The 23,727-nt window shown below is 64.1% G+C and carries 18 protein-coding genes; 14 read left to right on the top strand and 4 right to left on the bottom strand.

Features of this window, described 5'->3' with window-relative positions; genetic code table 11:
- Window positions 1-41 precede the first annotated feature (41 nt).
- Window positions 42-1,997: a cytochrome c biogenesis protein DipZ gene (locus tag JNB89_RS10540; RefSeq protein WP_220362132.1), complete on the top strand. Its 1,956-nt coding sequence runs from the start codon at window positions 42-44 to the stop codon at window positions 1,995-1,997.
- Window positions 1,998-2,264: 267 nt separating this feature from the next.
- Window positions 2,265-2,657 (top strand): response regulator, encoded by a 393-nt coding sequence (locus JNB89_RS10535; RefSeq protein ID WP_135891230.1) that lies wholly within the window; start codon window positions 2,265-2,267, stop codon window positions 2,655-2,657.
- Window positions 2,658-2,698: 41 nt separating this feature from the next.
- Here the strand turns inward: JNB89_RS10535 and JNB89_RS10530 are convergent, their stop codons facing one another.
- Entirely contained in the window at window positions 2,699-3,466 is a 768-nt protein-coding gene (locus JNB89_RS10530; protein ID WP_220362131.1) for a DUF4410 domain-containing protein, read from the bottom strand.
- 760 nt (window positions 3,467-4,226) lie between these two features.
- Between JNB89_RS10530 and JNB89_RS10525 the strand changes: the two genes are divergently transcribed.
- The 3 genes from JNB89_RS10525 (at window position 4,227) to JNB89_RS10515 (ending at window position 6,928) form a co-directional block, all read left to right on the top strand.
- Window positions 4,227-4,667, top strand: coding sequence for a phasin family protein (locus JNB89_RS10525; RefSeq protein ID WP_013342618.1), 441 nt, complete (start codon window positions 4,227-4,229; stop codon window positions 4,665-4,667).
- A gap of 529 nt (window positions 4,668-5,196) precedes the next feature.
- Window positions 5,197-5,646 (top strand): DUF2844 domain-containing protein, encoded by a 450-nt coding sequence (locus tag JNB89_RS10520; protein ID WP_220362291.1) that lies wholly within the window; start codon window positions 5,197-5,199, stop codon window positions 5,644-5,646.
- Window positions 5,647-5,683: 37 nt separating this feature from the next.
- Window positions 5,684-6,928 (top strand): DUF3443 domain-containing protein, encoded by a 1,245-nt coding sequence (locus tag JNB89_RS10515; RefSeq protein ID WP_223216725.1) that lies wholly within the window; start codon window positions 5,684-5,686, stop codon window positions 6,926-6,928.
- 3 nt (window positions 6,929-6,931) lie between these two features.
- Here JNB89_RS10515 and JNB89_RS10510 read toward each other — a convergent pair whose 3' ends face one another.
- Complete coding sequence (locus tag JNB89_RS10510) at window positions 6,932-8,038, bottom strand: zinc-binding metallopeptidase family protein (protein ID WP_220362129.1); 1,107 nt, start codon at window positions 8,036-8,038, stop codon at window positions 6,932-6,934.
- A gap of 247 nt (window positions 8,039-8,285) precedes the next feature.
- On the opposite strand from JNB89_RS10510, the gene JNB89_RS10505 reads away from it, so the two are divergent.
- The 9 genes from JNB89_RS10505 (at window position 8,286) to JNB89_RS10465 (ending at window position 21,387) form a co-directional block, all read left to right on the top strand.
- Complete coding sequence (locus tag JNB89_RS10505) at window positions 8,286-11,768, top strand: DUF2126 domain-containing protein (protein ID WP_220362128.1); 3,483 nt, start codon at window positions 8,286-8,288, stop codon at window positions 11,766-11,768.
- A 30-nt stretch (window positions 11,769-11,798) separates the two neighbouring features.
- On the top strand, window positions 11,799-14,483 hold the full coding sequence (locus JNB89_RS10500) for a circularly permuted type 2 ATP-grasp protein (RefSeq protein ID WP_220362127.1): 2,685 nt from the start codon (window positions 11,799-11,801) through the stop codon (window positions 14,481-14,483).
- Window positions 14,480-15,370, top strand: a complete 891-nt coding sequence (locus JNB89_RS10495) for a transglutaminase family protein (RefSeq protein ID WP_220362126.1) — start codon at window positions 14,480-14,482, stop codon at window positions 15,368-15,370. Before JNB89_RS10500 ends, JNB89_RS10495 begins: the two co-directional genes overlap by 4 nt.
- A 72-nt stretch (window positions 15,371-15,442) precedes the next feature.
- A complete protein-coding gene (locus tag JNB89_RS10490) occupies window positions 15,443-15,865 on the top strand; it encodes a MarR family winged helix-turn-helix transcriptional regulator (protein WP_027214619.1) in 423 nt (140 codons plus the stop codon).
- Between the two features lie 87 nt (window positions 15,866-15,952).
- Window positions 15,953-16,372 carry a MarR family winged helix-turn-helix transcriptional regulator gene (locus JNB89_RS10485; protein WP_220362125.1) on the top strand — a complete coding sequence of 140 codons (420 nt, stop codon included), beginning with the start codon at window positions 15,953-15,955 and terminating at the stop codon, window positions 16,370-16,372.
- Window positions 16,373-16,547: 175 nt separating this feature from the next.
- Window positions 16,548-17,648 carry an HlyD family secretion protein gene (locus JNB89_RS10480; RefSeq protein WP_220362124.1) on the top strand — a complete coding sequence of 367 codons (1,101 nt, stop codon included), beginning with the start codon at window positions 16,548-16,550 and terminating at the stop codon, window positions 17,646-17,648.
- Window positions 17,649-17,654: 6 nt separating this feature from the next.
- Entirely contained in the window at window positions 17,655-19,253 is a 1,599-nt protein-coding gene (locus JNB89_RS10475; protein WP_220362123.1) for a DHA2 family efflux MFS transporter permease subunit, read from the top strand.
- A 10-nt stretch (window positions 19,254-19,263) separates the two neighbouring features.
- Window positions 19,264-20,697: an efflux transporter outer membrane subunit gene (locus JNB89_RS10470; RefSeq protein ID WP_220362122.1), complete on the top strand. Its 1,434-nt coding sequence runs from the start codon at window positions 19,264-19,266 to the stop codon at window positions 20,695-20,697.
- 144 nt (window positions 20,698-20,841) lie between these two features.
- Window positions 20,842-21,387: a DUF488 family protein gene (locus tag JNB89_RS10465; RefSeq protein ID WP_220362121.1), complete on the top strand. Its 546-nt coding sequence runs from the start codon at window positions 20,842-20,844 to the stop codon at window positions 21,385-21,387.
- A 20-nt stretch (window positions 21,388-21,407) separates the two neighbouring features.
- Here JNB89_RS10465 and JNB89_RS10460 read toward each other — a convergent pair whose 3' ends face one another.
- Together JNB89_RS10460 and JNB89_RS10455 are read right to left on the bottom strand one after the other, a co-directional pair.
- Window positions 21,408-23,207 (bottom strand): chloride channel protein, encoded by a 1,800-nt coding sequence (locus JNB89_RS10460; protein WP_220362120.1) that lies wholly within the window; start codon window positions 23,205-23,207, stop codon window positions 21,408-21,410.
- A gap of 2 nt (window positions 23,208-23,209) precedes the next feature.
- Window positions 23,210-23,626 (bottom strand): MarR family winged helix-turn-helix transcriptional regulator, encoded by a 417-nt coding sequence (locus JNB89_RS10455; protein ID WP_013342632.1) that lies wholly within the window; start codon window positions 23,624-23,626, stop codon window positions 23,210-23,212.
- Window positions 23,627-23,727 lie beyond the last annotated feature (101 nt).

The raw sequence follows: 23,727 nt of genomic DNA, 5'->3' as shown, positions 1-23,727 counted from the left end.
CGGTGCGGGCCGACCAGGTCATTGAACGAAAGGACATTGTTATGCTGCTCATACTTCTCGCCTTCGCCGGCGGCATGCTCACCATCGTCAGTCCGTGCATTCTTCCGGTTGTGCCGCTCGTGTTCGCGCGCGTCGATCAGTCGTTCGTGCGCCACGGTTTGCCGCTTCTCGCCGGCATGGCGCTGACGTTCGCCGCCGTCGCGAGTCTTGCCCTGGCCGGCGGCGCCTGGGTCGCGCATGTCAATGAATACGGCCGCTGGATCGCGCTCGTGTTCTTCGCACTGTTCGGCGCGGCGCTGCTGTTTCCGTCGATAGCCGAGCGGCTCACGCATCCGCTCGTGAGCGCGGGTAATCGTCTTGACGACGCGGTGCGACGCGACGGCGGGGAGCCGAGCGTGCTGTCGTCCGTCGGCCTGGGCGTCGCGACCGGCTTGCTGTGGGCGCCGTGCGCGGGCCCGATTCTCGGGCTGGTGATGACCGGCGTGATCCTGCATCGGCCGGGCGGCGCGAGCGTGTTGCCGTTGCTTGCGTTCGCGGCAGGCGCGGCGGTTTCGCTTGCCATCGTTCTGGCGATTGGCGGGCGGCTCGTCGCGGTGCTGCGCCGCTCGTATGGCGTGAGTGAGCGCGTGCGTCAGGTGGTGGGCGCAGCGGTGCTGCTGTCGGCTGGCGCAATTGCGCTGGGTCTGGATACGCGGGCTCTGGCCTTGTTGCCGTCGTTCAATACGACCGGCATCGAGGACAAACTGGTGCAGCGTTGGTCGCCGCGTGGAGCGGCGCAGCGGGGCGAAGCGGCGGGGCCGAAAGCGGAGCGCACGGATTCATTGCGCGCAGATTTGCAGCCCACGGATTCACAGCCCTCCGGCCTCGTGCCCGCCGATTGGCGGCCTGGCGATCTCCCGAGCCTCGAACCTCGCGCGGCGTACGCCACCCCGTTCCTGAAAGTCAGCACCACTGCGAGCACCAACGCGAGCACCAACGCTGACTCCGCCGCCCTCGCACGACCGATTGCCCTTGCCGCGCCGCTTTCACTGCCGGCGGAAGGCGCGTTGCCTTCGCTGTCGGGCGCCGTCGACTGGCTGAACTCGCCGCCCCTGAAAAGCAGCGACCTGCGCGGCAAAGTGGTGATCGTCAATTTCTGGACGTATTCGTGCATCAACTGCCTGCGCACGTTGCCGTATCTGAAAGCGTGGGCGAACCGGTATCGCGATCAGGGGCTCGTCGTGATAGGCGTGCACTCGCCGGAATTCGCGTTCGAGCAGAACATCGCGAACGTGAAGCGCGCGGCGGCCGATCTGCACATCGACTATCCGGTTGCCATCGATAACAACCTCGCGGTGTGGCAGGCCTTCGACAATCAGTACTGGCCGGCCTTCTATATCGTGGATGCGCACGGCCAGATCCGCTATCACCATTTTGGCGAAGGCGGATACGAGAAGTCGGAAGAGGTGATCCGTCAATTGCTGGCCGACGCCGGCCACCCGGCACTGCCCGCGGCCGCGGGCGCCGCGAAGGCGTCGGGCATCGAAGCAGCCGCCGATCCGCGCGACCTGCGCTCCGGCGAGACGTACGTCGGTTATCGTCAGGCCGAGGGTTTCGCTTCGCCGGAAACGCTGGCGCCCGACGTGCTTCGCACCTACAGCAGCCCCGCGCGACTGGCCACCGGAAGCTGGAGCCTTGAAGGCGAGTGGGACGTAATGGGCGAGCGCGCGCAATCGGGACGCAGCGGCGCGAAGATCGCCTACCGCTTTCACGCGCGCGACCTGCATCTGGTGTTAGGGCCGATGGCGGACGGCAAGCCGGTGCGCTTCAAAGTGACGATCGACGGCAAAGCGCCGGGCGCGTCGCATGGCGCGGACACGGATGCAAACGGCGTAGGCGTGATCGCCAAAGACCGGCTTTATCAACTGGTGCGCCAAAGCGGCCTGGTGCAGGACCGAACGTTCGAAATCCAGTTCCTGGATGCGGGCGTCAGTGCCTATGCGTTCACGTTTGGCTAACTGAAGTCGCGCGCCGTCGGCGGCCCGCGCACAGTCGCGGCGCCGACGGCCTGTGCACCGGTTACGGCGGCCGACAGGCAGGGCGCGAACCCGGCCTGGTGGTGGAGGGCTACCCGCGTTCGCGGATCGTTTGCAGCGCGTTGCAGCGCGGGAGTACGTACCGTCACGGCGGCCGACCGGTATGCGATTTGCTGCGCTGCGATGGTTTTCTCATGCATATCGTCATACATGTCCCGAACAACGTGTCAAAGGTGGAGCGCTCGCCAGGTGAGGGTCTTGCACGAGGTGCCGCGTGTGCTGGTGGTCGACGACAACAAGGGCGCGGCAGAGGCGCTCGCCACCTATCTGTCGTACGAAGGCGTCGAAGCGCGCGCGGCGAACGGTTGTAACGAAGCGCTCAACTGTGTGAAAGATTGGGTACCCGACGTGGTCGTGCTCGACATCATGATGCCGGAGCGCGACGGCTACGATACGGCGAGTGCGTTGCGCAGCTATCTGCCTACGCCTAGCCTCGGCATTGTTGCGTTCACCTCGCTCGACGAGCAGCACGTGCGCGAAACCGGCCGCGGCCGCCACAATTTCGACGGTTACTGCCAGAAGGGTACCGCGCCTAACGTTCTGCTCGCGTTGATACGCAACCTCTGGCGCGACAGGAACTGAACTGCTGCGGGCCGCCTCGGGCGGCAGCCGCACGCGGGCCGTCATCCCTTGATTCGTTCGCTCGAAAGCCAGCCGCCGCTCACGCCGATCTGGGCAATCTGCTTCGCCACGGCGTCGGCGAGGCGGGTTGCGTCGGCGGAAACACCGGCGTGTTTCGTTTCCGAAACCGCGTGCAAGCCGCCGCCCACTGCCGCCGCTGTTGCGATATGCCCCGCCGCCGCACCCACACCGGCAGTTTCCACCATGCCAGGCGCCTTGCCGCTGTCGGCGCTCGCGGTGAAGCTCTGCACGAGTTGCGGCGCGCCGCCTGCGGGCTTGTAGAAGATCTGCACGGAGCTGCTGACCTCGCTCTTGCCCGCACCCAAACCGATCAACACGCGACGGCGCCGGTTGCCCGCGTCGATTGTGTCGAAGCTGCCTTGCACCAGCAGCACGTTCTGGTCGGCAGGCGCGGGGATGTCCGAGCGGATCGCGCGCAGCCCCATCGACTGCAAGTCACGGACGATCTGGTTGGCAACCTGTTCGCGTACCTGCGCGGCGTCGTCGGCCTGCTTTTGTGCCGCCGACGAACCGCCCATTTGCGTCTTCAGTTTCTGCAGCATGCCGCCGTCGAGCTTCACCTCATCAGCCTGCGCAGCAAACGTGTAGACGTAGATGTTGTCCGGACGCACCACCGGCTGTGCGACGGCCGCGCTCGCGCCGGTGATGTTGCCGCTGGCGCAACCGCTCAGCAACGCGCTGGCGCTGACCATCGCGATGCAGGCAAAACGGGCCGAGTGTTTCTTGATGAGCTTGATCGAAGTGAACATGATGCGTCCTGTAGTCGGCACGCGGTGCCGTAATGTTCGAGCCTGCCTTGCGATGACCGGCAACCGGAGGATCGTGATCATCGGCGACAGGAGTCGCACATGAAGCGTTCGTGATCTCATGCGTGCTGTTTCGCACGCACCGGCAGCGAAACGAAGTATGGGGCAGGGGCCTTGCCGACTCCATCGAACAATTATTTCGAACCATGTCACGCGCCGAACGGGCGTTTCAGAACGGCGGGAAGATGCGCTGAAGAATGAAGAAGAGGGGCGATGCGCGCGCTTGCACGCGGCGGGCGAGGCGGGTCTCGCTGGATCAGCGCAAGGCGAGGGCGATGATGCAGCAGAGCACGAGGATGAGCAAAGCGGCCGCTACGGCCACATCGACTGGATAACGCATGCTTCACCCGCACTGGCGTTTCAACAGTCTTTATCGTAACCACCCGAGCGAAGACGAAAAAGCGGCCAATGAGCGGCAATGTGGGAGAACCAACGCTATGCAGCGAACCCAGGCATACGCATGTTTGGCGCATGTCCGGTTTCAAGGTCGCCGCTTTGCCGGGCGTTGCGCCGCGGGCGGGAACGGTATGTGCGCTGGCGCATTGACGGCGGATGGCGCATGATGGGCGCAATGTGCCGTCCGACCCCAGTGCCGCGCAAAGCGGCTCCTGGGGCGAGGTGCACCGGAAGAGCCGGTGCCTGCATTGCGTGAATCATGCGTACAGCGCCGCTCGCGTCGTTCAACCGAAAAGGAGGATTTCGCATGGACCGACCTGATACCGCCAATCCGTTTGGCGATTTCACCAAAATGCTGGAGCAGTTCAAGCTGCCCGGCTTCGACGTGCCCGCGATCATGGAAGCGCGGCGCAAGGACGTTGAAGCACTGGTTCAGGCGAATCAGACCGCGTTCCAGGGCATGCAATCGCTCGCGCAAAAGCAGGCCGAGATGTTGCGCACCACGCTTGCCGAATTGCAGTCGCTGACCAGTCAGCTATCGACGAGCGGCGCCGCGCCTTCGGCAAAGACCGCCGAATTGATCCAGCAAAGTCTGCACAAGTCGCTCGCGGACATGCAGCAACTCGCGCAGGCGGCATATCAGACGCAGGCGGAGTCGTATGCGGTAATCGCAAAACGCGTCGAAGAAAACGTGCAGGAATTGCGCTCGCTGTTGCAGCAACAACAGCAACAGCAACCGAAGGCGTAAGCACGTCCGGTCGTGAACCGCTTGCGTGCGGCTCCTGACGTACGCAAGCCGAAGCCGCGAAGGCTCGTCGGAATCCGGCGAGCCGTTCGCGGCTTTTTCGTGCGCCGCTACGTTTCTGGCCGCCTCTCAGTTCAACGCGCGCTTACATCGGCTGCTTTTATGCGTCTGGCGTGCGTATCTCCCTTTGCGTGCTGTCCTTTTCCGTGCGGCCGTCCGTTTCAAACGCGCCCGCGCCTTTGAACTCGCCGCCAACCGCTGCCGGCGGCGTGCCGTTGCATGAGCGTCAAACGCCGCAAACCGGCGTATTTTTGCCGACGCGTTCAAATTCCCACGCAAACGATCGGCCGGCGACACCGTCGCCGCTAAAGTTTCGCGCCGCCACTCCGTAGACGCATTCACGCACCTGAGCACGCGGCGTGAAAGCAATCCGCACCGCCTGCCCGAGCTGCGCCTTTAGTTTCGCGTTCGCGACGGCCACGGCCACGGCATGTCGCGAGCATCTCACCTCGAAGGAATTCTCTTGAAACCGATGCTTTCAATCGGCATTGCCTGCGCAATGCTCGGGGCGGGCTGCGCGTTGCCGCTGGCCGCTCATGCGACGCTGGGCGAGAACGCAACCAGTGTCGACAGCGACGGCGCACGCATGCATGCGGTTGCACGAACCGCATCGACGCAGAACGCGTATTCCGTGCATGCAATCACGCTGCCTTCCGGCACGCTCGTGCGCGAATACGTGACGGCCAACGGCATGGTGTTCGGCGTCGCGTGGGAAGGGCCGACCTTGCCCGATCTGAAGGCCGTACTGGGCGCGTCGTTCGATACCTATGTCGCGGCAAGCGCGGCGCAGAGAAACACGCCGCTCGCTGTTTCGAGCGCCGATCTCGTGGTGTACTCCGGCGGACATCTGCGGGAGTTTTCCGGCTATGCATATCTGCCGCGAGCGCTGCCTGCGGGCGTCGGCCCTAGTGTGATTCAATAAGGGAGCCGCCATGCGTCATGCCTGCAGGCTTGTTTCTATGTCGTGCGCCGTGCTTTTCGCCCTGCTTTTCGCCGTGCTTGTCAGCGCCTGCGGTGGCGGCGGCTCCGCCAGCGCAACCCCGAATGCGTCGACCAGTTCGTCCGCCGGCCCCGGCGTGACCAACGCGACGCCCACGCCGCAAGCGCTCGCCGCCAATGCAGTGCGCGTGAGCGTCGACTCGGGCGTGAGCAACGTGCCGAACATGCCGTTCGTCAGCCTCACGATCTGCGCGCCGGGCACCACGCAATGCCAAACCATCGACCACGTGCTCGTCGACACCGGCTCATGGGGCGTGCGCGTGTTCGCAGCGCAAATGCCGGCGTCGCTCGTGCTTCCCCAGCAGAAGGACGCGTCGGGCCATCTGGTCGCCGAATGCATGCAGTTTTTCAACGGCTTCACGTGGGGCGCGGTGAAGCTGGCCGACCTGCAGATTGCCGGCGAAAAGGCCGCTTCGTTGCCGATCCAGGTGATCGATCCGAACTACGCTTCGGTGCCCGCGGATTGCGCGAGCGTTGGCGTTGCGCGAAATACGCCCGCCATGCTGCAGGCCAACGGCATTCTCGGCATCGGCGTGTTCAGGCACGACTGCGGCGCGAACTGTGTGTCGCAGGCGTTGCCCGGCACTTACTACGGCTGCAACGGCGCGGCCTGCACGTCGATCGCGTTGGCCGAAGCGCTGCAGGTCGCCAACCCGATCCCATACTTCGCGACCGACAACAACGGCTCGTTGCTGAGCCTGCCCGCGGTGACGGGCGGCGCGCAGTCGGTGAGCGGGCAACTGGTGTTCGGCATCGGCACGCAGAGCAACAACGCGCTCGGCAGCGCGCAGGTGATCGGCGTGAGTCCGTCGAGCGGCACCTTCACGACCGTGCACGACGGCACCACCTATTCGCGCAGTATTCTGGACAGCGGCTCGACGGGGCTCTTCTTCAGGAGCAACGCTCTGCCGGTTTGCGCGAGTCCGAACAATGCGTACTACTGCCCGGCCTCGACCACACAGTTGAGCGCGATGATAGAAGGCGTGAACGGCACGACGAGCGCGGTGAGCTTTAGCGTCGCCAATGCAAGTGTCGTCGCGCAGACTTATCCCAACGACTCCGCGTTGCCGCTGCTGGCCGGGCCCGCTTTCGTCACCTCGTCGATTTTCGATTGGGGCCTGCCGTTCTTCTATGGACGCACCGTGTACGCGGCCATCGAGCAGCAGGCTACTCCGGGCGGCGTCGGCCCGTACGTCGCATATTGACGTTCAGGCCGGCTTCGCGGCGCGCTGCGCGCCCTGCGGGACCGGCGCCTTTTTTCCAGCCTCCGCGATCACGCGATGCACGAAGCGCAATTTGTCCACCACCGGCGCGGCCAATGTGAACGGATAGCCGTCGGGCATGCCCAGGCTGCGATTGAGGCTGTTCAACGCATACGTGAGCGGAAACCAGCGTTTCATCAGATTATCGAAGCTGGCGTCTTCAACGGGCGTGCGGTCAGTCAGCGTGGGCGCGTCCGGATCGTCGGGCAGCAGCGCGAGGCCGTACGCGGTCGAGGTATCGAGCACGTCGACGATCAGCATGTAGTGCGCCCACGTCTCCGCCCAATCTTCCCAAGGGTGCATGGTTGCATACGCGCTGATGCAGGACGCCTGCCAGTCGGCGGGCGCGCCGTCGCGGTAGTAGGCCGCGAGCGCCTCGCCGTAGTCGGCGCGCTCGTCGCCGAACAGCTTGCGGAACGGCTCCAGCCAACGCGGGCTTTTCTCGACCAGTTGGCTGAAGTAGTAGTGGCCGGTTTCGTGGCGGAAGTGGCCGAGCAACGTGCGATACGGTTCGCCCATCGCCGTGCGCACTTTCTCGCGATGCGCGTCGTCGGCCTCCGCGATGTTCAGCGTGATGAGCCCATTGTCGTGACCCGTCATCACGCGCGAGCCGTCGCCGCCGTCTTCGAGGAACTCGAAGGCGAGACCCTGTTCGGGGTCTTCAATGCGCGATTTGACGTCGAGCCCGAGTTCCGCGAGCGTATAAAGCAGGCGCCGCTTTGCGACCTCGAGGCGATACCAGTACAGCCGGTTATCCGGTGCGCCCAGATTCGGAATGGTGTGGGTCAACTGGCAGGCACGGCACAATGTGTCGGGCGAATCGGCGGGAATCATCCAGTTGCAGACGTTTTCGACTGCGTAGTTATGGCATTGCTTGTAGAGCGCGCCGTCCGCCTGCGGATGCAGGCTGCGCCAGCGCTCTTCGCCCGCGTCTTCGAAAGCGCTGATTTCGCGCAGTTCCGGCAGGTAGCCGAGCAATGCCTCACAGCGCTCGCAGCGAACGTTTTCAAAGAATACGAGGTGCGAGCAGCGGTTGCAGTGGAAGGTTTTCATGGACGAGGCCCGAGGCGGCAAGTGGCAGTTGGGAGCGTGGATGCGGCGCAATGTTCGTGCCGCGCGGGCAAACGTCACCGGTTTAACGCACAGTATGGGCATGATCGTGCATCGGCATTGCCTCGCTTTGGTGCATGGCCTGCCGGCAGCGCTCACGGGGGCAAGGCTGTAGCGGCATGAGGTTTTCAGATCAACGGCATAAAGCTTGCTTTTTCGGCGGGCTGCCAACCTAGACCAGGAGTCCGGTGTGTCCATTCGCGTCGCGTTGAATCACGTCACACATTACCGTTATGACAGGCTGGTGGCGCTGTCGCCCCAGGTAGTGCGGCTCAAGCCCGCGCCGCATTGCCGGACTCCGATTCTTTCCTACTCGATGCAGGTGGAGCCTGCGCACCACTTCATCAACTGGCAGCAGGACGCGTTTGCCAACTATCAGGCGCGTCTCGTGTTTCCAGACAGGACGCGCGAGTTCAAGGTGACCGTCGATCTGGTCGCCGAGATGGCGGTGTACAACCCGTTCGACTTCTTTCTCGAGCCCTCCGTCGAACAGTTTCCGTTCGACTATGCGCCGGACCTGGCGCTGGAACTCGCGCCCTATCGCGTGAAGCGTCCCATGACGCCGCGCTTTGCCGAGTTCGTTCACAGCATCGCGCGCACGCCCACCGGCACCGCCGACTTTCTGGTCGCGCTGAATCAGCGGCTGCAACGCGAGATCCGCTATCTGATCCGGATGGAGCCCGGCGTGCAGACGCCCGAGCAAACGCTCATGAGCGGTGCCGGATCGTGCCGCGATTCAGGCTGGCTGCTGGTTGAAACCTTGCGTCAGCTTGGCCTTGCCGCACGTTTCGTGTCCGGTTATCTGCTGCAGCTTGCGCCCGACGTCAAAGCGATCGACGGCCCGAGCGGCACCGAGGTCGACTTCACCGACCTGCACGCGTGGTGCGAAGTCTATCTGCCGGGCGCGGGCTGGATCGGGCTCGACCCGACCTCGGGGCTGCTTGCCGGCGAGGGCCACATTCCGGTTGCCTGCACGCCCGAACCGGGCAGCGCCGCGCCTATCTCGGGCGCGGTGGACGAGTCCGAAGTCGAGTTCAGCCACACTATGTCCATCACGCGCGTGCTGGAAACGCCGCGCGTCACGAAGCCATACAGCGAAGAAGTGTGGGGCGACGTGCTCGCAATGGGCGACCAGGTGGACCGGCAACTGGCCGACATGGACGTGCGCCTGACGATGGGCGGCGAGCCGACTTTCGTGTCCGTGCGCGACCGCGACGCCGCCGAATGGAACACCGACGCGCTCGGCCCGACCAAACGCGGCTATGCCGTCGCGCTGATGGACAAGCTGCGTTCGCGCTACGGTGCGAACGGCTTCCTGCATATCGGCCAGGGCAAATGGTATCCGGGCGAGCAGTTGCCGCGCTGGGCGATGTCGTTGTACTGGCGCGCCGACGGCGAACCATGCTGGCAGAACCCGGAACTGTTCGCCGACGAGCGCGAGCCCGGCACTTACACCGCTGCCGACGCGCAACGCTTCCTCAGGCATCTGGCCGGCAAGCTGGCGCTCGACGAAGACTGCATTCAGCCCGGTTTCGAAGACGTGTGGTACTACCTGTGGCGCGAGCGCCGTCTGCCGGTCAACGTCGATCCATTCGACGCGCGTCTGGACGACGAACTCGAACGCGTGCGCTTGCGCCGCGTGTTCGACGCGGGCCTTGCCAACGTGACCGGCTACGTGCTGCCGCTCGCGCGCGAGCGCGACGTGCCGCACGCGCCGCCGCAGTGGGTGACGGGCCGCTGGTTCTTTCGCGACGAACGCATGTACCTGATTCCCGGCGATTCGCCGATGGGTTACCGTCTGCCGCTCGACTCGTTGCCCTGGGTGTCGAAGACCGACTACCCGTACCAGCACGCGCACGATCCGTTCGCGCCGCCGGTGCCGTTGCGCACGGCTGCACAGTTGCGCATGCAGTACGACGGCGAGCGGCGCGACATGAGCGCTGCGGATGCACGGCGGGCAGCGGCGTTGTCGTCGTCGGCGGGGGATTTGCTGAGCGGCATGCCGGGCAGCGCGGTGCTCGCGTATGCGCCGCAGCGCGACGCGGCAGCAGCCGACGCGGCTCCGGCACGCGGCAAGTCGGCGAAGGACACGTTGCGCACCGCCATTTGCGTGGAGGCCCGCGACCCGAAACGTGCGGCCGGTCCGAAAGCGGAAGCCGACGCGTTCGGCAGCGGCCGCGCGCTGCTGCACGTTTTCATGCCGCCGCTCACGCAGCTCGACGACTATCTCGACCTGCTCGCAGCCGTCGAAGCGACCGCGGCCGAATTGCGCATGCAGATCGTGCTCGAAGGCTATCCGCCGCCGCGCGACGCCCGTTTGAAGATGCTGCAGGTCACGCCGGACCCCGGCGTAATCGAGGTCAACATTCATCCGGCGGCCAACTGGCATGATCTGGTCGATCACACGGAGTACCTGTACGAGTCGGCGGCGCAGTGTTATCTGAGCAGCGAGAAGTTCATGACCGACGGCCGCCATACCGGCACCGGCGGCGGCAATCACCTCGTGCTCGGCGGCGCGACGCCCGCCGACAGTCCGTTCCTGCGCCGGCCCGATCTGCTCGCCAGCCTGATTGCGTACTGGCACAACCATCCGTCGCTGTCGTATCTGTTTTCAGGGCTGTTTATCGGACCGACGAGCCAGGCGCCCCGCATCGACGAAGCCCGCAACGATCAGGTCTACGAACTGGAAATAGCGTTTCGTGAACTGCAGCGGCAGATCGACCTGCTGGGCGGCCGCGACAGCGCGAACCTGCCCGCGTGGATGATCGACCGGTCGCTGCGCAACATTCTGATCGACGTGACGGGCAATACGCACCGCGCCGAGTTTTGCATCGACAAGCTGTATTCGCCCGACGGCCCGACCGGGCGGCTCGGCCTGCTCGAACTGCGCGGGTTCGAAATGCCGCCGCATGCGCGCATGAGTCTCGTGCAGCAGTTGCTGTTGCGCGCGCTGGTCGCGCGTTTCTGGCACACGCCGTACACGCAGCGATTGACGCGCTGGGGCACGGAATTGCACGACCGTTTCCTGCTCGGCACTTTCGTGAAGATGGACTTCGACGACGTGCTAGCCGACCTGAACCGCGAGGGCTTTGCTCTCGACAGTAGCTGGTTTGCGCCGCACTTCGAATTCCGCTTCCCGCTGATCGGCGAGACCACGGTGAGCGGCGTGTCGCTGAGTATCCGCAATGCGCTGGAACCGTGGCACGTGATGGGCGAGGAGGGCACGGCCGGCGGCACCGTGCGTTATGTGGATTCGTCGGTCGAGCGACTCGAAGTGCGGGCGCTCGGCTTCAACGAGAACCGTCACCTGCTGACGGTCAACGGCGTGCCCGTGCCGTTGCAGCCGACGGGCCGCGTCAGCGAATATGTGGCCGGGGTGCGCTTTCGCGCGTGGTCGCAGCCTTCGGCGCTGCATCCGACCATCGGCGTGGATGCGCCGCTCACTTTCGATCTTGTCGATACATGGAACGGCCGCTCTATCGGCGGATGCCAGTATCATGTCGCACATCCGGGCGGGCGCAACTATCAGACCTTCCCGGTCAACGCTTACGAGGCGGAAAGCCGGCGGCGGGCGCGCTTCTTCGCGTCGGGCCATACGCCGGGGCCGCTTGCAGTGCAAGCGCCGCAGCGCAGCCTGGAGTTTCCGTTTACGCTCGACCTGCGGTACTGGTAACACGCTCACCCTCACAACAACGATACGACCTTGGCTTTTCAATCGACTTTTCCCTTCGATACGTCCGCAGCTCATGCGGACGCTTCGTCCCTGTTGCGGCTCGTGCCCGCACACGAGGGACACTGGGACGAGTTGCGCGACGCGTCCGGCGCGTTGCGCGAGCCGTGGCGGCAATTCTTCGAGCGGCTGGGCGAAGACGGCATCGCGCGGCTGGAGGGGCATCGCGCTTCGGTCGCGCAGCAGATCCGCGACAACGACATCAGCTACAACGTCTACGCGGATAACGGCGAGCCGCGCGCGTGGGCGCTCGACATGCTGCCGTTTCTGATCAGCGAGGCGGAGTGGGCGCACATCGAGCGCGGCGTGACGCAGCGCGCGCAGTTGCTCAATGCGATTGTCGCGGACATCTACGGGCCGCAAACGCTGCTGCAAGGCGGACGGCTGCCGCCCGCGCTGGTGTTCGGGCATCCCGGCTATCTGCGCTCCGTGACGGGCTATGCGCCGCCTGGCGGTCAGTTCCTGCAGGTCGTCGCGGTCGACCTTGCGCGCGCGCCCAACGGCGAATGGACGGTGATGGCGCATCGTACGGAGGCGCCTTCGGGCCTCGGCTATGCGCTCGAAAACCGGCTGATCGTATCGTCGCTGTTTGCCGATCCATTCCGCTCCATGCATGTGAGCCGTCTCGCGCCGAGCTATTCGCAGCTCATTTCGACGCTCGTGCAGGCGGCGCAAGCGACCATGCGCGACGGCTCGCCGCGCGCCGACGCTTCGCCGCACATTGCGTTGCTCACGCCGGGGCCGTTCAGCGAGACCTATTTCGAGCATGTGTTTCTCGCCCGGTATCTGGGCGTGACGCTGGTCGAGGGCAAGGACCTCACCGTGCGCGGCGACATGCTTTATCTGAAGACGCTCGCCGGTCTCGAACGCGTGCACGTCGTGCTGCGCCGTCTTGACGATGCGTTTTGCGATCCCGTCGAGCTGCGCGCCGATTCGACTATCGGCGTGCCGGGCCTGTTGCAGGTGATGCGCGCGGGCAATGTGATCGTGTCCAACGTGCCGGGGGCCGGGTTCGTCGAATCGCCCGCGTTGCACGGTTTCCTGCCTGGCATTGCCCAAGTGCTGTTCGACGAAGACCTGGTTTTGCCGAGCGTCGCGACCTGGTGGTGCGGTGAGCGGGCCGCGCGCGAGCACGCGTTTGCGCATCTGGACGAAGCCTTCGTCGTGCCGACGTGGCCGCTCGCCGCGCGAGACGCGGCAGCCGGGGCGCCCGGGGCACCCGGAACGCAGCAGGGCCGGCAGCGGCTCGACGCATGGCGGGAACGGATCGAAGCGGCGCCCGGCGCCTACACGATTCAACAGGCGCAGCGTTTTTCGTGCACGCCGCGTTATGAGGATGGCACCATCGGCACGCGTCCTTCGGTGTTGCGCGCGTACGCAATCGCGGATGCCAACGGCGGCTGGCACGTCATGCCAGGCGGTTTCACGCGGCTCGCGGCCGAACGGCAGGCGACGGTCTCCATGCAATACGGCGGCAGCAGTGTTGACACCTGGGTGCTGTCGAGCCAGCCGACCTCCACGTTCACATTGCTGCCCTCGCCGCTGCAGCCCGCCGACCTCGCGCGCAAGCATCGCACGGTATCGAGCCGCGCGGCAGAGAATCTCTTCTGGGCGGGACGCTATGGCGAACGCGCGGAGAACAACGTGCGGCTGTTGCGCTTCATTCTTGGCTCGCTCGAAGGCAACGATGCGCAAGCCCTTTTCCCGACGCTTGTCGAACTTGCGTTGTATTGCGGACTCGTGCAGCCCGGCGACATGTTTATGCCGCATACGCCGCAGGCCTTCGAGCGCGCGCTCGTTGCCAATCTCAGCGAGAGCACGGGCGCGGCGAGCATCGGGCAGAACCTGAGTTGCCAGGCGCGCTCCAATGGCGAGGTGCGCGGCCGGTTGTCCAACGATCATTGGCGCACCATTCTCGCGGCGCGCAACGACTTTCGCGACGCCTTGCAGACGTTGCTGCCGGCTGCTGGTTCGAACAGTGCGGCGCAGCAGGCACAAACGCAAGCCCAAATGCAGGGACAATTGCAGGCGCAAGCGGATGCCAGCGCGTCCGGCGCGAGCCGTTACGACCGCGTCACGCTGATGAACGCGCTGGAACGGCTGTCGGTGCAGTTGTCGGCGATCAGCGGCGCGCAAGGCGACCGCATGACTCGCGACGAAGCCTGGCGGCTGCTCTTCGCGGGACGGCATATCGAACGCGTATCGGCCATGTGCGCGTTCGTGCGCATAGTCGCCGACAAAGGCCAACTCGCCACGCCCGCGGGTTTCGATCTGCTGTTGCAATTGTTCGACAGCACGCTCACGTATCGCGCGCTTTATCCGGGACGTTTCGAAGTGCCGGCTCTGCTCGATCTGCTGGTGATCGAGCCGACCAACCCGCGCGGCATCTACGGCGTTTACGAGCGTTTGCGCAAGAAGCTCGACGAGATCGCGGTGGCGGCGGGCAGCACGCGGCATCGTCCGTTTGCGGAATTGATGCCGCCGGCCGCTTCGCTGCCCACACTTGCGTCGCTATGCGAGCTCGACTCGAACCGTGCCTACGCCGGTCTGATTGCCGTGTGCGATCAGATTGGCGGCTTTACCGGCGCCGCCGCGCATGAAATCAGCGCGCGCTATTTCAGTCACGCGAGTAGCGTCGCATCGCAGGTCGGGTCATGAAAAGCGCAACCACGGTGCTGTCCGTTTCACATCGCACTACGTATCATTACTCGACATATGTCGAGACCGCCCAGCACCTGGCTACTATCCGGCCTATCGTTTGCGCGTGGCAACGGGTCGTCTCGCACCACGAACGCATCGAGCCGCAGCCGTCGTATGTGAATAGCCGCATCGATGCATTCGGCAACGACGTTCTGTATTTCGCGCTGGACGCGCCGCACGAGCGGCTGCAACTGGTCAGCGAAACGACTGTGGCGCTAACGCCGCGTTGGACCGATCTCGATCCGCACTCAACGCCCGCGTGGGAAGAGGTGGCCGACGCGCTCGAGTTTCGCGTGGGCGGACAGTTTCGCGCCGAGGTGGAGTTCTGCTTTGCATCGCCGAATATCGCGCTGGGCCCGGCGTTGCGCGCCTATGCATTGCCGAGCTTTCCCGCGGGCATGCCTATTGCCGCGGGCGCGATCGACCTGATGCACCGCATTCACGCAGACTTCGCGTACAAGCCCTCCGCGACCATGTTCGATACGCCCGCCGGGCGCGCGTTCGAACTGAAGAGCGGCGTATGCCAGGACTTCGCGCAGGTCATGATCGGCTGCCTGCGTTCGCTCGGCTTGCCGGCGCGCTATGTGAGCGGCTATCTGCGCAACGATCCGCCGCCAGGGCAGCCGCGGCTGATCGGCGCGGACGCTTCCCACGCGTGGGTGTCGGTGCATTGCCCCGGCAGCGGCTGGATCGACCTTGATCCGACCAACGACGTACTCGCCGACACGGACCACGTCACGCTCGCAATCGGCCGCGATTACAGCGACGTGTCGCTGTTGCGTGGCATGATTCTCGGTGGCGGCGCGCATCGCGTGGAAGTGGGCGTGACCGTTCTGGCGCTTTAGCGTCCGGTGTGACAGCAGCTGGCGCACCCGCAGCACTTGACTATGTGCGTATGCACATATAGACTGCGTAGCATGAATCGCCCGCTCTCTTACGACGAATGCAACTGCTTTGCGCTGCGCCAGGCGGCGCGGCACATCACGCAGCTTTACGAGCGCCATCTCGGTCCGATTGGGCTTACTGCGGCGCAGTTCACGATTCTCGCCAAGCTCGCCCGCACGCCTCGTCTGCCCATCCTCGAGCTGGCAGAGTCCATGGTGATGGAGCGCACTACGCTAGTGCGCGCTATGAAGCCGTTGCAGCGCGACGATCTAGTGGTAGCCGAACCGGCGGAGCATGACAGCCGCACGTTCCTTTTCAGCCTGACGAAGAAGGGTGAAAAGACCGTGGACAAGGCGGCAATCGCGTGGCGCGCCGCGCAGGAAGAGTTCGAAAAGAAGTTCGGCCACGGGCGTGCCAAAGCGCTACGTGCGGAGCTGTTCAGCATTACTGGTTGACGCGCGCAAATGCTCGCTGGGTGTTTTCTGCCCTGCGAGTCTTTTCGCCGTTATATGTGCATACGCACTGATGGAGAAACCCTGACCATGGAAGATTCGTTCGACGACGACTGCTTTGCGATCCGCCAGGCCGCGCGCTACGTCTCGCAGATCTACGACCGCCATCTCGCAAGCGTGGGCTTGACGATCACGCAGTTCTCGTTGCTGAGCCGGCTTGAACGCCTTGGCCCGCTGACCATGAAGCAACTGGCCGAGATCATGCACATGCAGCGCACCACACTGGTCCGCACGATCCAGCCGCTGCGCCGCAATGGCCTCGTAGTGAGTTCGGCGCCTGAGACGGACGCACGCGCATTGTCCATCAGCCTGACAAGCGAAGGCGCGGCGCGGCTCGAAGCAGGCTGGGTGCATTGGCGGGCGGCACAGGCGGAGGTCGAGCATCAATTTGGCGGGCAACGCGCGCGAGCGCTGCGCGGCGAACTGTTTGCGGTGACGAGCCAGGTATAGCGGGCCGAGACCGATAGAGGCCGAAGCCGCAAGCAAGAGGCGTAACCGAGAGCCGCGAGCAAGAGGCACAAACAAGAGGCACAAACAAGAGGCACAAACAAGAGCGGCAAACAAGAGGCGCAAGCAGGGCGCCAATTTTTTAAACTCAACCAGTGCATAAGCACACATCGTCACCATGTCCACTACACCTTCGACTGTCGCGCCGGCCGGCGCCGCGCAGGCCGGCAAACCGGCCAGGCGTATCCCGTGGATGATGCTCGCGATCATCACGGTGCTTGCCGTACTCGCGCTTGCCGCTTCGTACTGGTTTTTCGTGGGCCGCTTCGTCGAATCGACAGACGATGCATACGTGGGCGGCGACGTCACCGTCATGGCTCCAAAGGTCAACGGTTTCGTGGCCGACGTGCTCGTGAGGGACAACCAGTTCGTGCGCGCAGGCCAGGTACTCGTCACGCTGGACGCACGCGACTATGATGCGCGCCTCGCGCAGGCCAGCGCCGAAGTGCGCAGCGCGCAAGCCGCCGTGACCGAACTGGAGGCGAAGAAATCGTTGCAGCTCGCCACCATCAACGAACAGGCTGCGGAAGTGCGCGCGTCCGGCGCGGAACTCACGCGCAGTGCGGCGGATCAGGTCCGCTATCGCGAACTTGTGAAGGACGACGCGGTCTCCAACCAGGTCGTGGAGCGCGCCAACGCCGATCTGATCAAGGCACACGCCGCGGTGGACCGCAGCAGCGCTTCTCTGGTCGCCGCGCAGCGCCAGCTCGCCGTGCTAGACGCGCAGATCGGCGACGCACAGGCACGCGTGGCCACCGCACAGGCGGCCGAGCGCGTCGCGGCGCTCAATGTCGAGTACACCACGATCCGTTCTCCGATCGACGGATATGTCGGTAACCGTACCGCGCGCGTCGGCCTGCTGGCGAATACCGGTGTTTCCCTGTTGACGGTGATACCCGCGAGCGGCTTGTGGATCGACGCGAACTTCAAGGAAGACCAGCTGAAAAAGATGCGCGTGGGCGACACGGTGGACGTCGATCTCGACGCCTCCAGTCAGCATCTGCGCGGCGTGGTTGAGAGTCTGGCGCCCGCCACCGGCGCGACCTTCAGCGTGCTGCCCGCCGAGAACGCCACCGGCAACTTCACGAAGATCGTGCAGCGCGTGCCCGTGCGCGTACGGCTCACCGTGCCGAAAGACATGCAACGCGTGCTGCGACCCGGCCTCTCCGCGACGGTGAAGGTGCACGTCAATGCGTCGGGCGAAGCGGCTCGTGGATAAATCATCATGACCGACTCGCCCTCACATCCCGTTCATCCCGTCCATTCCGCTAACCCCGCCGACCAGCCGACGCGCACCAAAGCCTTCGCGTTCGCGCTGATGTGCATCGGCTTTTTCATGGCCACGCTCGATATCCAGATCGTCGCCTCATCGCTGAAAGACATTGGCGGCGGTTTGTCCGCGAGCCAGGACGAACTCTCGTGGGTGCAAACCTCGTATCTGATCGCCGAGATTCTCGTGATACCCATGTCGGGCTGGCTCACGCGCGTGTTCTCCACGCGCTGGCTGTTCGCGTTCTCGGCGCTTGGCTTTACGGCGACGAGCATGTTGTGCGGCATCGCATGGGACATCAACTCAATGATTCTGTTTCGCGGCCTGCAAGGCGCGCTTGGCGCCGCGATGATACCCACGGTGTTTACCACGGCGTTCGTGCTGTTTCCGGGCAAGCAGCGCCTGATTGCGTCGACCACGATCGGGGCGCTGGCGTCGCTCGCGCCGACGGTAGGGCCGGTAATAGGCGGCTGGATCACATCGCAATGGTCGTGGCACTGGCTGTTCTATCTGAACCTCGCACCCGGCCTTGCCGTCGCGCTGATGGTGCCGAAGTACGTGCACATCGACAAGGCCGATCTCTCGCTGCTGAAAAGAGGCGATTATGTCGGCATCCTTTTGATGTCGGGATTTCTCGGCTGCCTCGAATACGTACTGGAAGAAGGTCCACGCAAGAACTGGTTCGGTGACGACGTCATCGTTCTGTGCACCTGGATTTCCGCGATCTGCGGCTTTCTTTTCGTCGTGCACGCGTTCACTGCGAAAGAGCCGATTGTGGACTTGCGTGCGCTCGCCATTCGCAACTTCGGAATTGGCAGTCTGCTGTCGTTTATCACGGGCATCGGCATTTTCTGCACGGTGTTCCTCACGCCGCTTTTTCTGTCGCGTGTGCGCGGCTTCGACTCTTTGCAAATCGGCCTCGCGTTGTTGTCGGTGGGTTGTTTCCAGTTGCTCGCGCTCGTGGCGTATTCGACGCTTGCGCGCTTTATCGACATGCGGCTGCTGATGGTCGTCGGACTCGTGCTGTTCGGCGTGGGCTGTTACCTCTACGTGCCGCTTACTCATGATTGGGGCTGGCGGGAGCTGTTGATTCCGCAGGCGCTGCGCGGCATCGGCCAGCAGTTCTGTATTCCCCCCATCGTCACCATGGCGCTTGGTTCGTTGCCGCCTTCGCGGCTGCGTTCGGCGAGCGGCCTTTTCAACCTGATGCGCAACCTCGGCGGCGCGATCGGCATTGCCGTGAGCAGCACGATGCTCAACGACCGGCTCAATCTGCATTACGAGCGGCTCGACGAACATTTGACCGCGGGTCGCCCGGCAGTGGAAGCGCTTTTGCAGCAGCAGGCCGCGCACCTCGCGGCGGTCGGCGGAAACGCGCTCGATGCGGCGAACGCAGGACTCGCTGCATTGCATGGCCTATTGATGCGCGAAGCGTTGGTGCTGACTTTCTCCGACACTTTCCTCGCTGTGTCGTTGTGCTTTGTCGTGGGCCTGTTGAGCGTGTTCTTCTCACGCCCGTTCGGCAACAGCGCGCCGCCGCCCGATGCCCATTGAGGACTTCAAGATGAAAACAATCGCTATCAGGTTGCTTGCAAGCGCGGCATGGCTGACGCTCGCCGCATGCGCGGTGCAGCCCGCCACGCATGCCGATTTGCCGCAAACCGTCAGCGCACTGGCTCCTGATGCATGGAGCGTGGATGCGCCGCAAGACAGCGTGGATGCTAACGCATGGTGGGACCAGTTCGGCGACCCTGTCATGCATCGGCTGGTCGAGTTGGTGTTGACCGGCAATCTGAACGTGCAGGCGGCGGTGGAGCGAGTCAGGCAGGCGCAGGACCTCATCACGCAGAATCGCGCCGCATTGCTGCCGGAACTGAATGCCGGGGCCGACGCATCGTATGCCCGGCAGAACACGCCGCCGCCGCTGGGTTATGTGCGTCAGGCCGGCGCCGGCTTCACAGCGAGCTGGACGCCGGACGTGTTTGGTGGCGAACGTCTCGCCGTTCTAGCTGCGCAGGCGCAATTGTCGGGCAGACAGGCTGCGCTGAACGAAGTTCGTCTGGCGCTCGCCGCCAATACCGCGGCCGCGTATATCGACCTGCGCTGGGCGCAGGCGCAGTTGAAGATTCTGCGCGACAACGAGCAGATTCGCGCGCGTGCGCTGAAGCTCACGCAACAGCGTCTGCATTACGGGCTTTCATCGCAACTGGACGTGGCGCGCGCGCAAAACCAGTTGCAGGACTTGCAGGCACAGATTCCACGCGTGCAGACCCTCGTGCAGCATCAACTCAGTTTGATCGCTGTGTACTCAGGACAGACACCGGAGAGCGTTGACGGTCTGCTGCTGGCAGACCCGCGGGACATGCCGGTGCCCGCGCAGCGCGTGCCTGAGACGCTGCCTTCGGAAGCGCTGTTGCGGCGTCCCGACGTGCGCACAGCCTACGCAGCGCTCGAGCAGCGCGCGGCGGAAGTGGGAGTCTCCAAGGCCGAGCGCTATCCCAGGTTCAGACTGAATCTCGCAGATGGCATTCTGGCCTCGTCGTATCTTGGACTGCCCACGCTGACCGACAATCTCTTTAGCGCCGCATTGAGCGCGACAAGCCCGATCTTCAACGCAGGGCGTATCAGCGCAAATATCGACGCCAGCGAAAGCCGCATGCGCGAATCGCAACTGGGCTTGCGGCAGACCATGCTGGTTGCGTTGAAGGAGATAGAAGACAATCGCACCGAACTCGTGAACGGTGCGGCACAAGTGCAGCGGCTTGGCGGGGCGCTCGATGCATCGGACCATGCGCTGCGCTTGTCGAGTGAATTGTACAAAGGCGGTGCGTCCAGTTTCCTCGACGTGCTCGCCGCGCAAGAGGCCTATTTGCGTGACGCGCAATCGTTGAATCAGGCAAAGCGCGAGCATGCGCTCGCTGCCGTGGCGCTGTATCGCGCGCTTGGCGGCGGCTGGGACGCACCTGCCGTCACCACGGCGGTCTCGGCCAGCAACTGAGGTTTTGCTGCGCCGTGCAACGAGCCGCACGAAGAGGGATTGCAGGCACGCAGAATGCGTGCGTAGAGCATGGCGAGCGAGGCACCTGAAGAGACCTCGCCGCGGGTGCAATTTGCTGCATATCCTGGAGTCGACGAGGCCAGCATGGCGCGACCGTTTTTCACGATTGGGCATTCCACGCGTACGCTCTCCGACTTCATCGGCCTGCTAAAAGCTTCGGATGTCGAATTATTGGTCGACGTACGCAGCATTCCGCGTTCGCGCACGAACCCGCAGTTCAACCGCGATACGCTGCCGGACGCGCTGGCGCCCGCACAAATCGGCTATAAGCATCTGGCGGAACTCGGCGGACGGCGCGGCCGCCGCAAAGACGAGGCCCCCTCCGCGAACGGATACTGGACGCACCCCGCGTTTCGTAACTACGCCGATTACGCAATGACGGATGAGTTTCAGAAGGGGCTCGGCGAACTGCTGGAACTTGGGCAACGCCGGCGTTGCGCGATCATGTGCTCGGAAGCGGTGTGGTGGCGTTGTCACCGTCGCATCATCACCGATTATCTGTTGCTGCGCGGGGAAACGGTGTGCCACATCATGGACGCGCAGCATGTCACGACAGCTACGGTTACGCCCGCAGCGCGGGCGCAGGCAGACGGCCTGGTGGTCTATCCCGCTGAGTCCGCTTCGTGCTGAAGCAAAGCCGCGTGGTATGACTAGCCCGCCTTTCCGACCGGAGCGAAACGGCGCTTGCTGCGCGCGGGCGTCAGACGGCGGAACCGCTCCTTCTTGTGCTCTTCTTCGAAGTAGCTGAGCGAGGGCTTGACGAGGTCGCTGCGCGAGACGATGCCGACAAGGCGCATGGTCTTCGCATCGGCGACAACGGGTAGCCGCTCGAGCCCATGTACCGCCAGTCTTGTCGCGACAAGACGGCATGTTTCGGAAGGCAAAGCGAATGCAACGGAGCGCTCTGCGAAAATCTTCGCTATGCTCATCGCTGCCCGTAATTCGGGGTTCTCGTCGCGAAACTGCTCGAGCAATCGGCGATCGGCCACGCCAATCACTGCGCCGTCACGCACTACCGGGTACGCGCGCCGGCTCTGCTTCGCGCCGAAGAACTGCTCGAGCGCCGCGCCGACTGTCATGTCGGCTTCGATGGAGTCCACTGCCGCGGTCATCACTTCATCCACATGATGCCGTTCCAACGGATCGACGCCGTATTCGCGGTAGATGTGATAGCCGCGCCGGGCGATTTTTTCGGTCATGATCGAGCGGCGCATGGTCACCGTGGCAAAGCCGTGAGCGACCAGGGTCGCGGTGAGCAGCGGCAACAGCGCGTTGCTGTCGTGCGTAAGACCGAAGGCGAACACAATTGCGGTCAACGGCGCGCCGAGCGTGGCACCGAGCGTCGCGGCCATGCATACGAGCGGCCACAGCGCGGGCTCGTTGCCGGGCAGCCAGTGCGACAGCACGGTGCCCAGGCCCGCGCCCAGCATCAGCAAGGGGGCGAGCACGCCGCCGGACGTGCCGGACCCGAGCGCCACGACCCACATCACCGCCTTTACCGCCAGCAACACGACCGCAATTTGCAGCGCAATGTGTTGATGCAGCAGATCGCCAATTACGTCGTAGCCTACGCCGAGCGCGCGCGGTTCGAGCCACCCGCCGATGCCGACCACGACGCCGCCGAGAGCGGGCCACCACATCCAGTGAATCGGCAGCTTGCCGAACAGATCTTCGGTCTTGTAGAGCGATGCGGACAGTCCCGATGCAAGTGCACCGGACAAAAGCCCTGCAATCAGGCAGGAAAACAGCGACCAGCCATCGGGCGCGGCTGTCTGCAGCGGAAACAGCGGACCTGTGCCGAAGAAAGCTGCGCGGGCAAAACCGGCCACTGCGCAGGCCACCGCCACAGGCAGAAAGCTGCGGGGCCGCCATTCGAACAGCAACAATTCGACCGCCAGCAACACGGCCGCGAGCGGCGTGCCGAACACGGCTGTCATGCCCGCAGCGGCGCCTGCCACCAGCAGCGTCTTACGTTCCGCCGCCGTGACCTTGAAGCACTGCGCAATGAGAGAGCCGAGCGCGCCGCCGGTCATGATGATCGGCCCCTCTGCGCCAAACGGACCGCCGCTGCCGATCACGATGCCCGACGACAGCGGTTTCAGCACCGCCACCTTCGGCGACATCTTGCTCTTGCCGAACAGAATTGCCTCGATGGCCTCGGGAATGCCGTGGCCGCGAATCTTTTCCGAGCCGAAGCGCGCCATCAGTCCGACGATCAACCCGCCGACTATCGGCACGCCGATGACCCACACGCCCAGGTTGTTATGGGCGGGCGAACGTTCCGCAAACGATAGGGAACCGAAGAAGAACAGGTTCGTGAACAGATGAATCAGGTTCAGCAGCACGAATGCAGCAAGCGTACTGACCACGCCGATGCATGCTGCGAGCGCGAAGATGCCGGGCAAGCGGGAGTTCGCGGAAAAGTCGCGCTTGTGGGAGTCCATGAGCATAGTTAGTCGAGGTCGATCTGAGGAACCTGGAATGCGCCTTTTAGCGATCTAAGCTCCGCGCGATGCAGTTCCGCGAGTCTTGCGAGCACGCGCTCACCGGCTTTTTCGATGTGTACTTCGACCTGACGGCGGTCGGTTTCGCTGGTCTGGCGGCGTACCAGATTGAGCGCCTCGCAACGCGACACGAGTGCGACCACGCCATGATGTTGCGACTGGAGCCGCTCCGCCAGTTCGCCCACGGTGGCCCAGTCGCGCTCCGGATATCCCTTGATATGCAAAAGCAGCAGATATTGCAGCGGCGTGATGCCTTCGCTCTGTGCGGCCTGTTCGGAGAACCGCTCGAAGCGCCGCATCTGATAGCGGAACTCAGAGAGTTGCTCAAAATCGGCTTTGCGCAGCCCGCGAGCCCGTTCTTTCATTGTTCGTTCGCCGCCTTGAAGAAACGAAATTATATCACGAAATGATGTAAATTCCCTGCTGCTCTCTTTACTCCCTGTGCGCCCCTGCGCCCCCTGCGCCC

The sequence above is a fragment of the Paraburkholderia phenoliruptrix genome, from assembly GCF_019511605.1.
GTDB classification, from domain to species: Bacteria; Pseudomonadota; Gammaproteobacteria; order Burkholderiales; family Burkholderiaceae; genus Paraburkholderia; species Paraburkholderia phenoliruptrix_A.
Note: the sequence above shows the minus strand (reverse complement) of the source record. Positions and strands in the feature narration are given on the sequence as shown.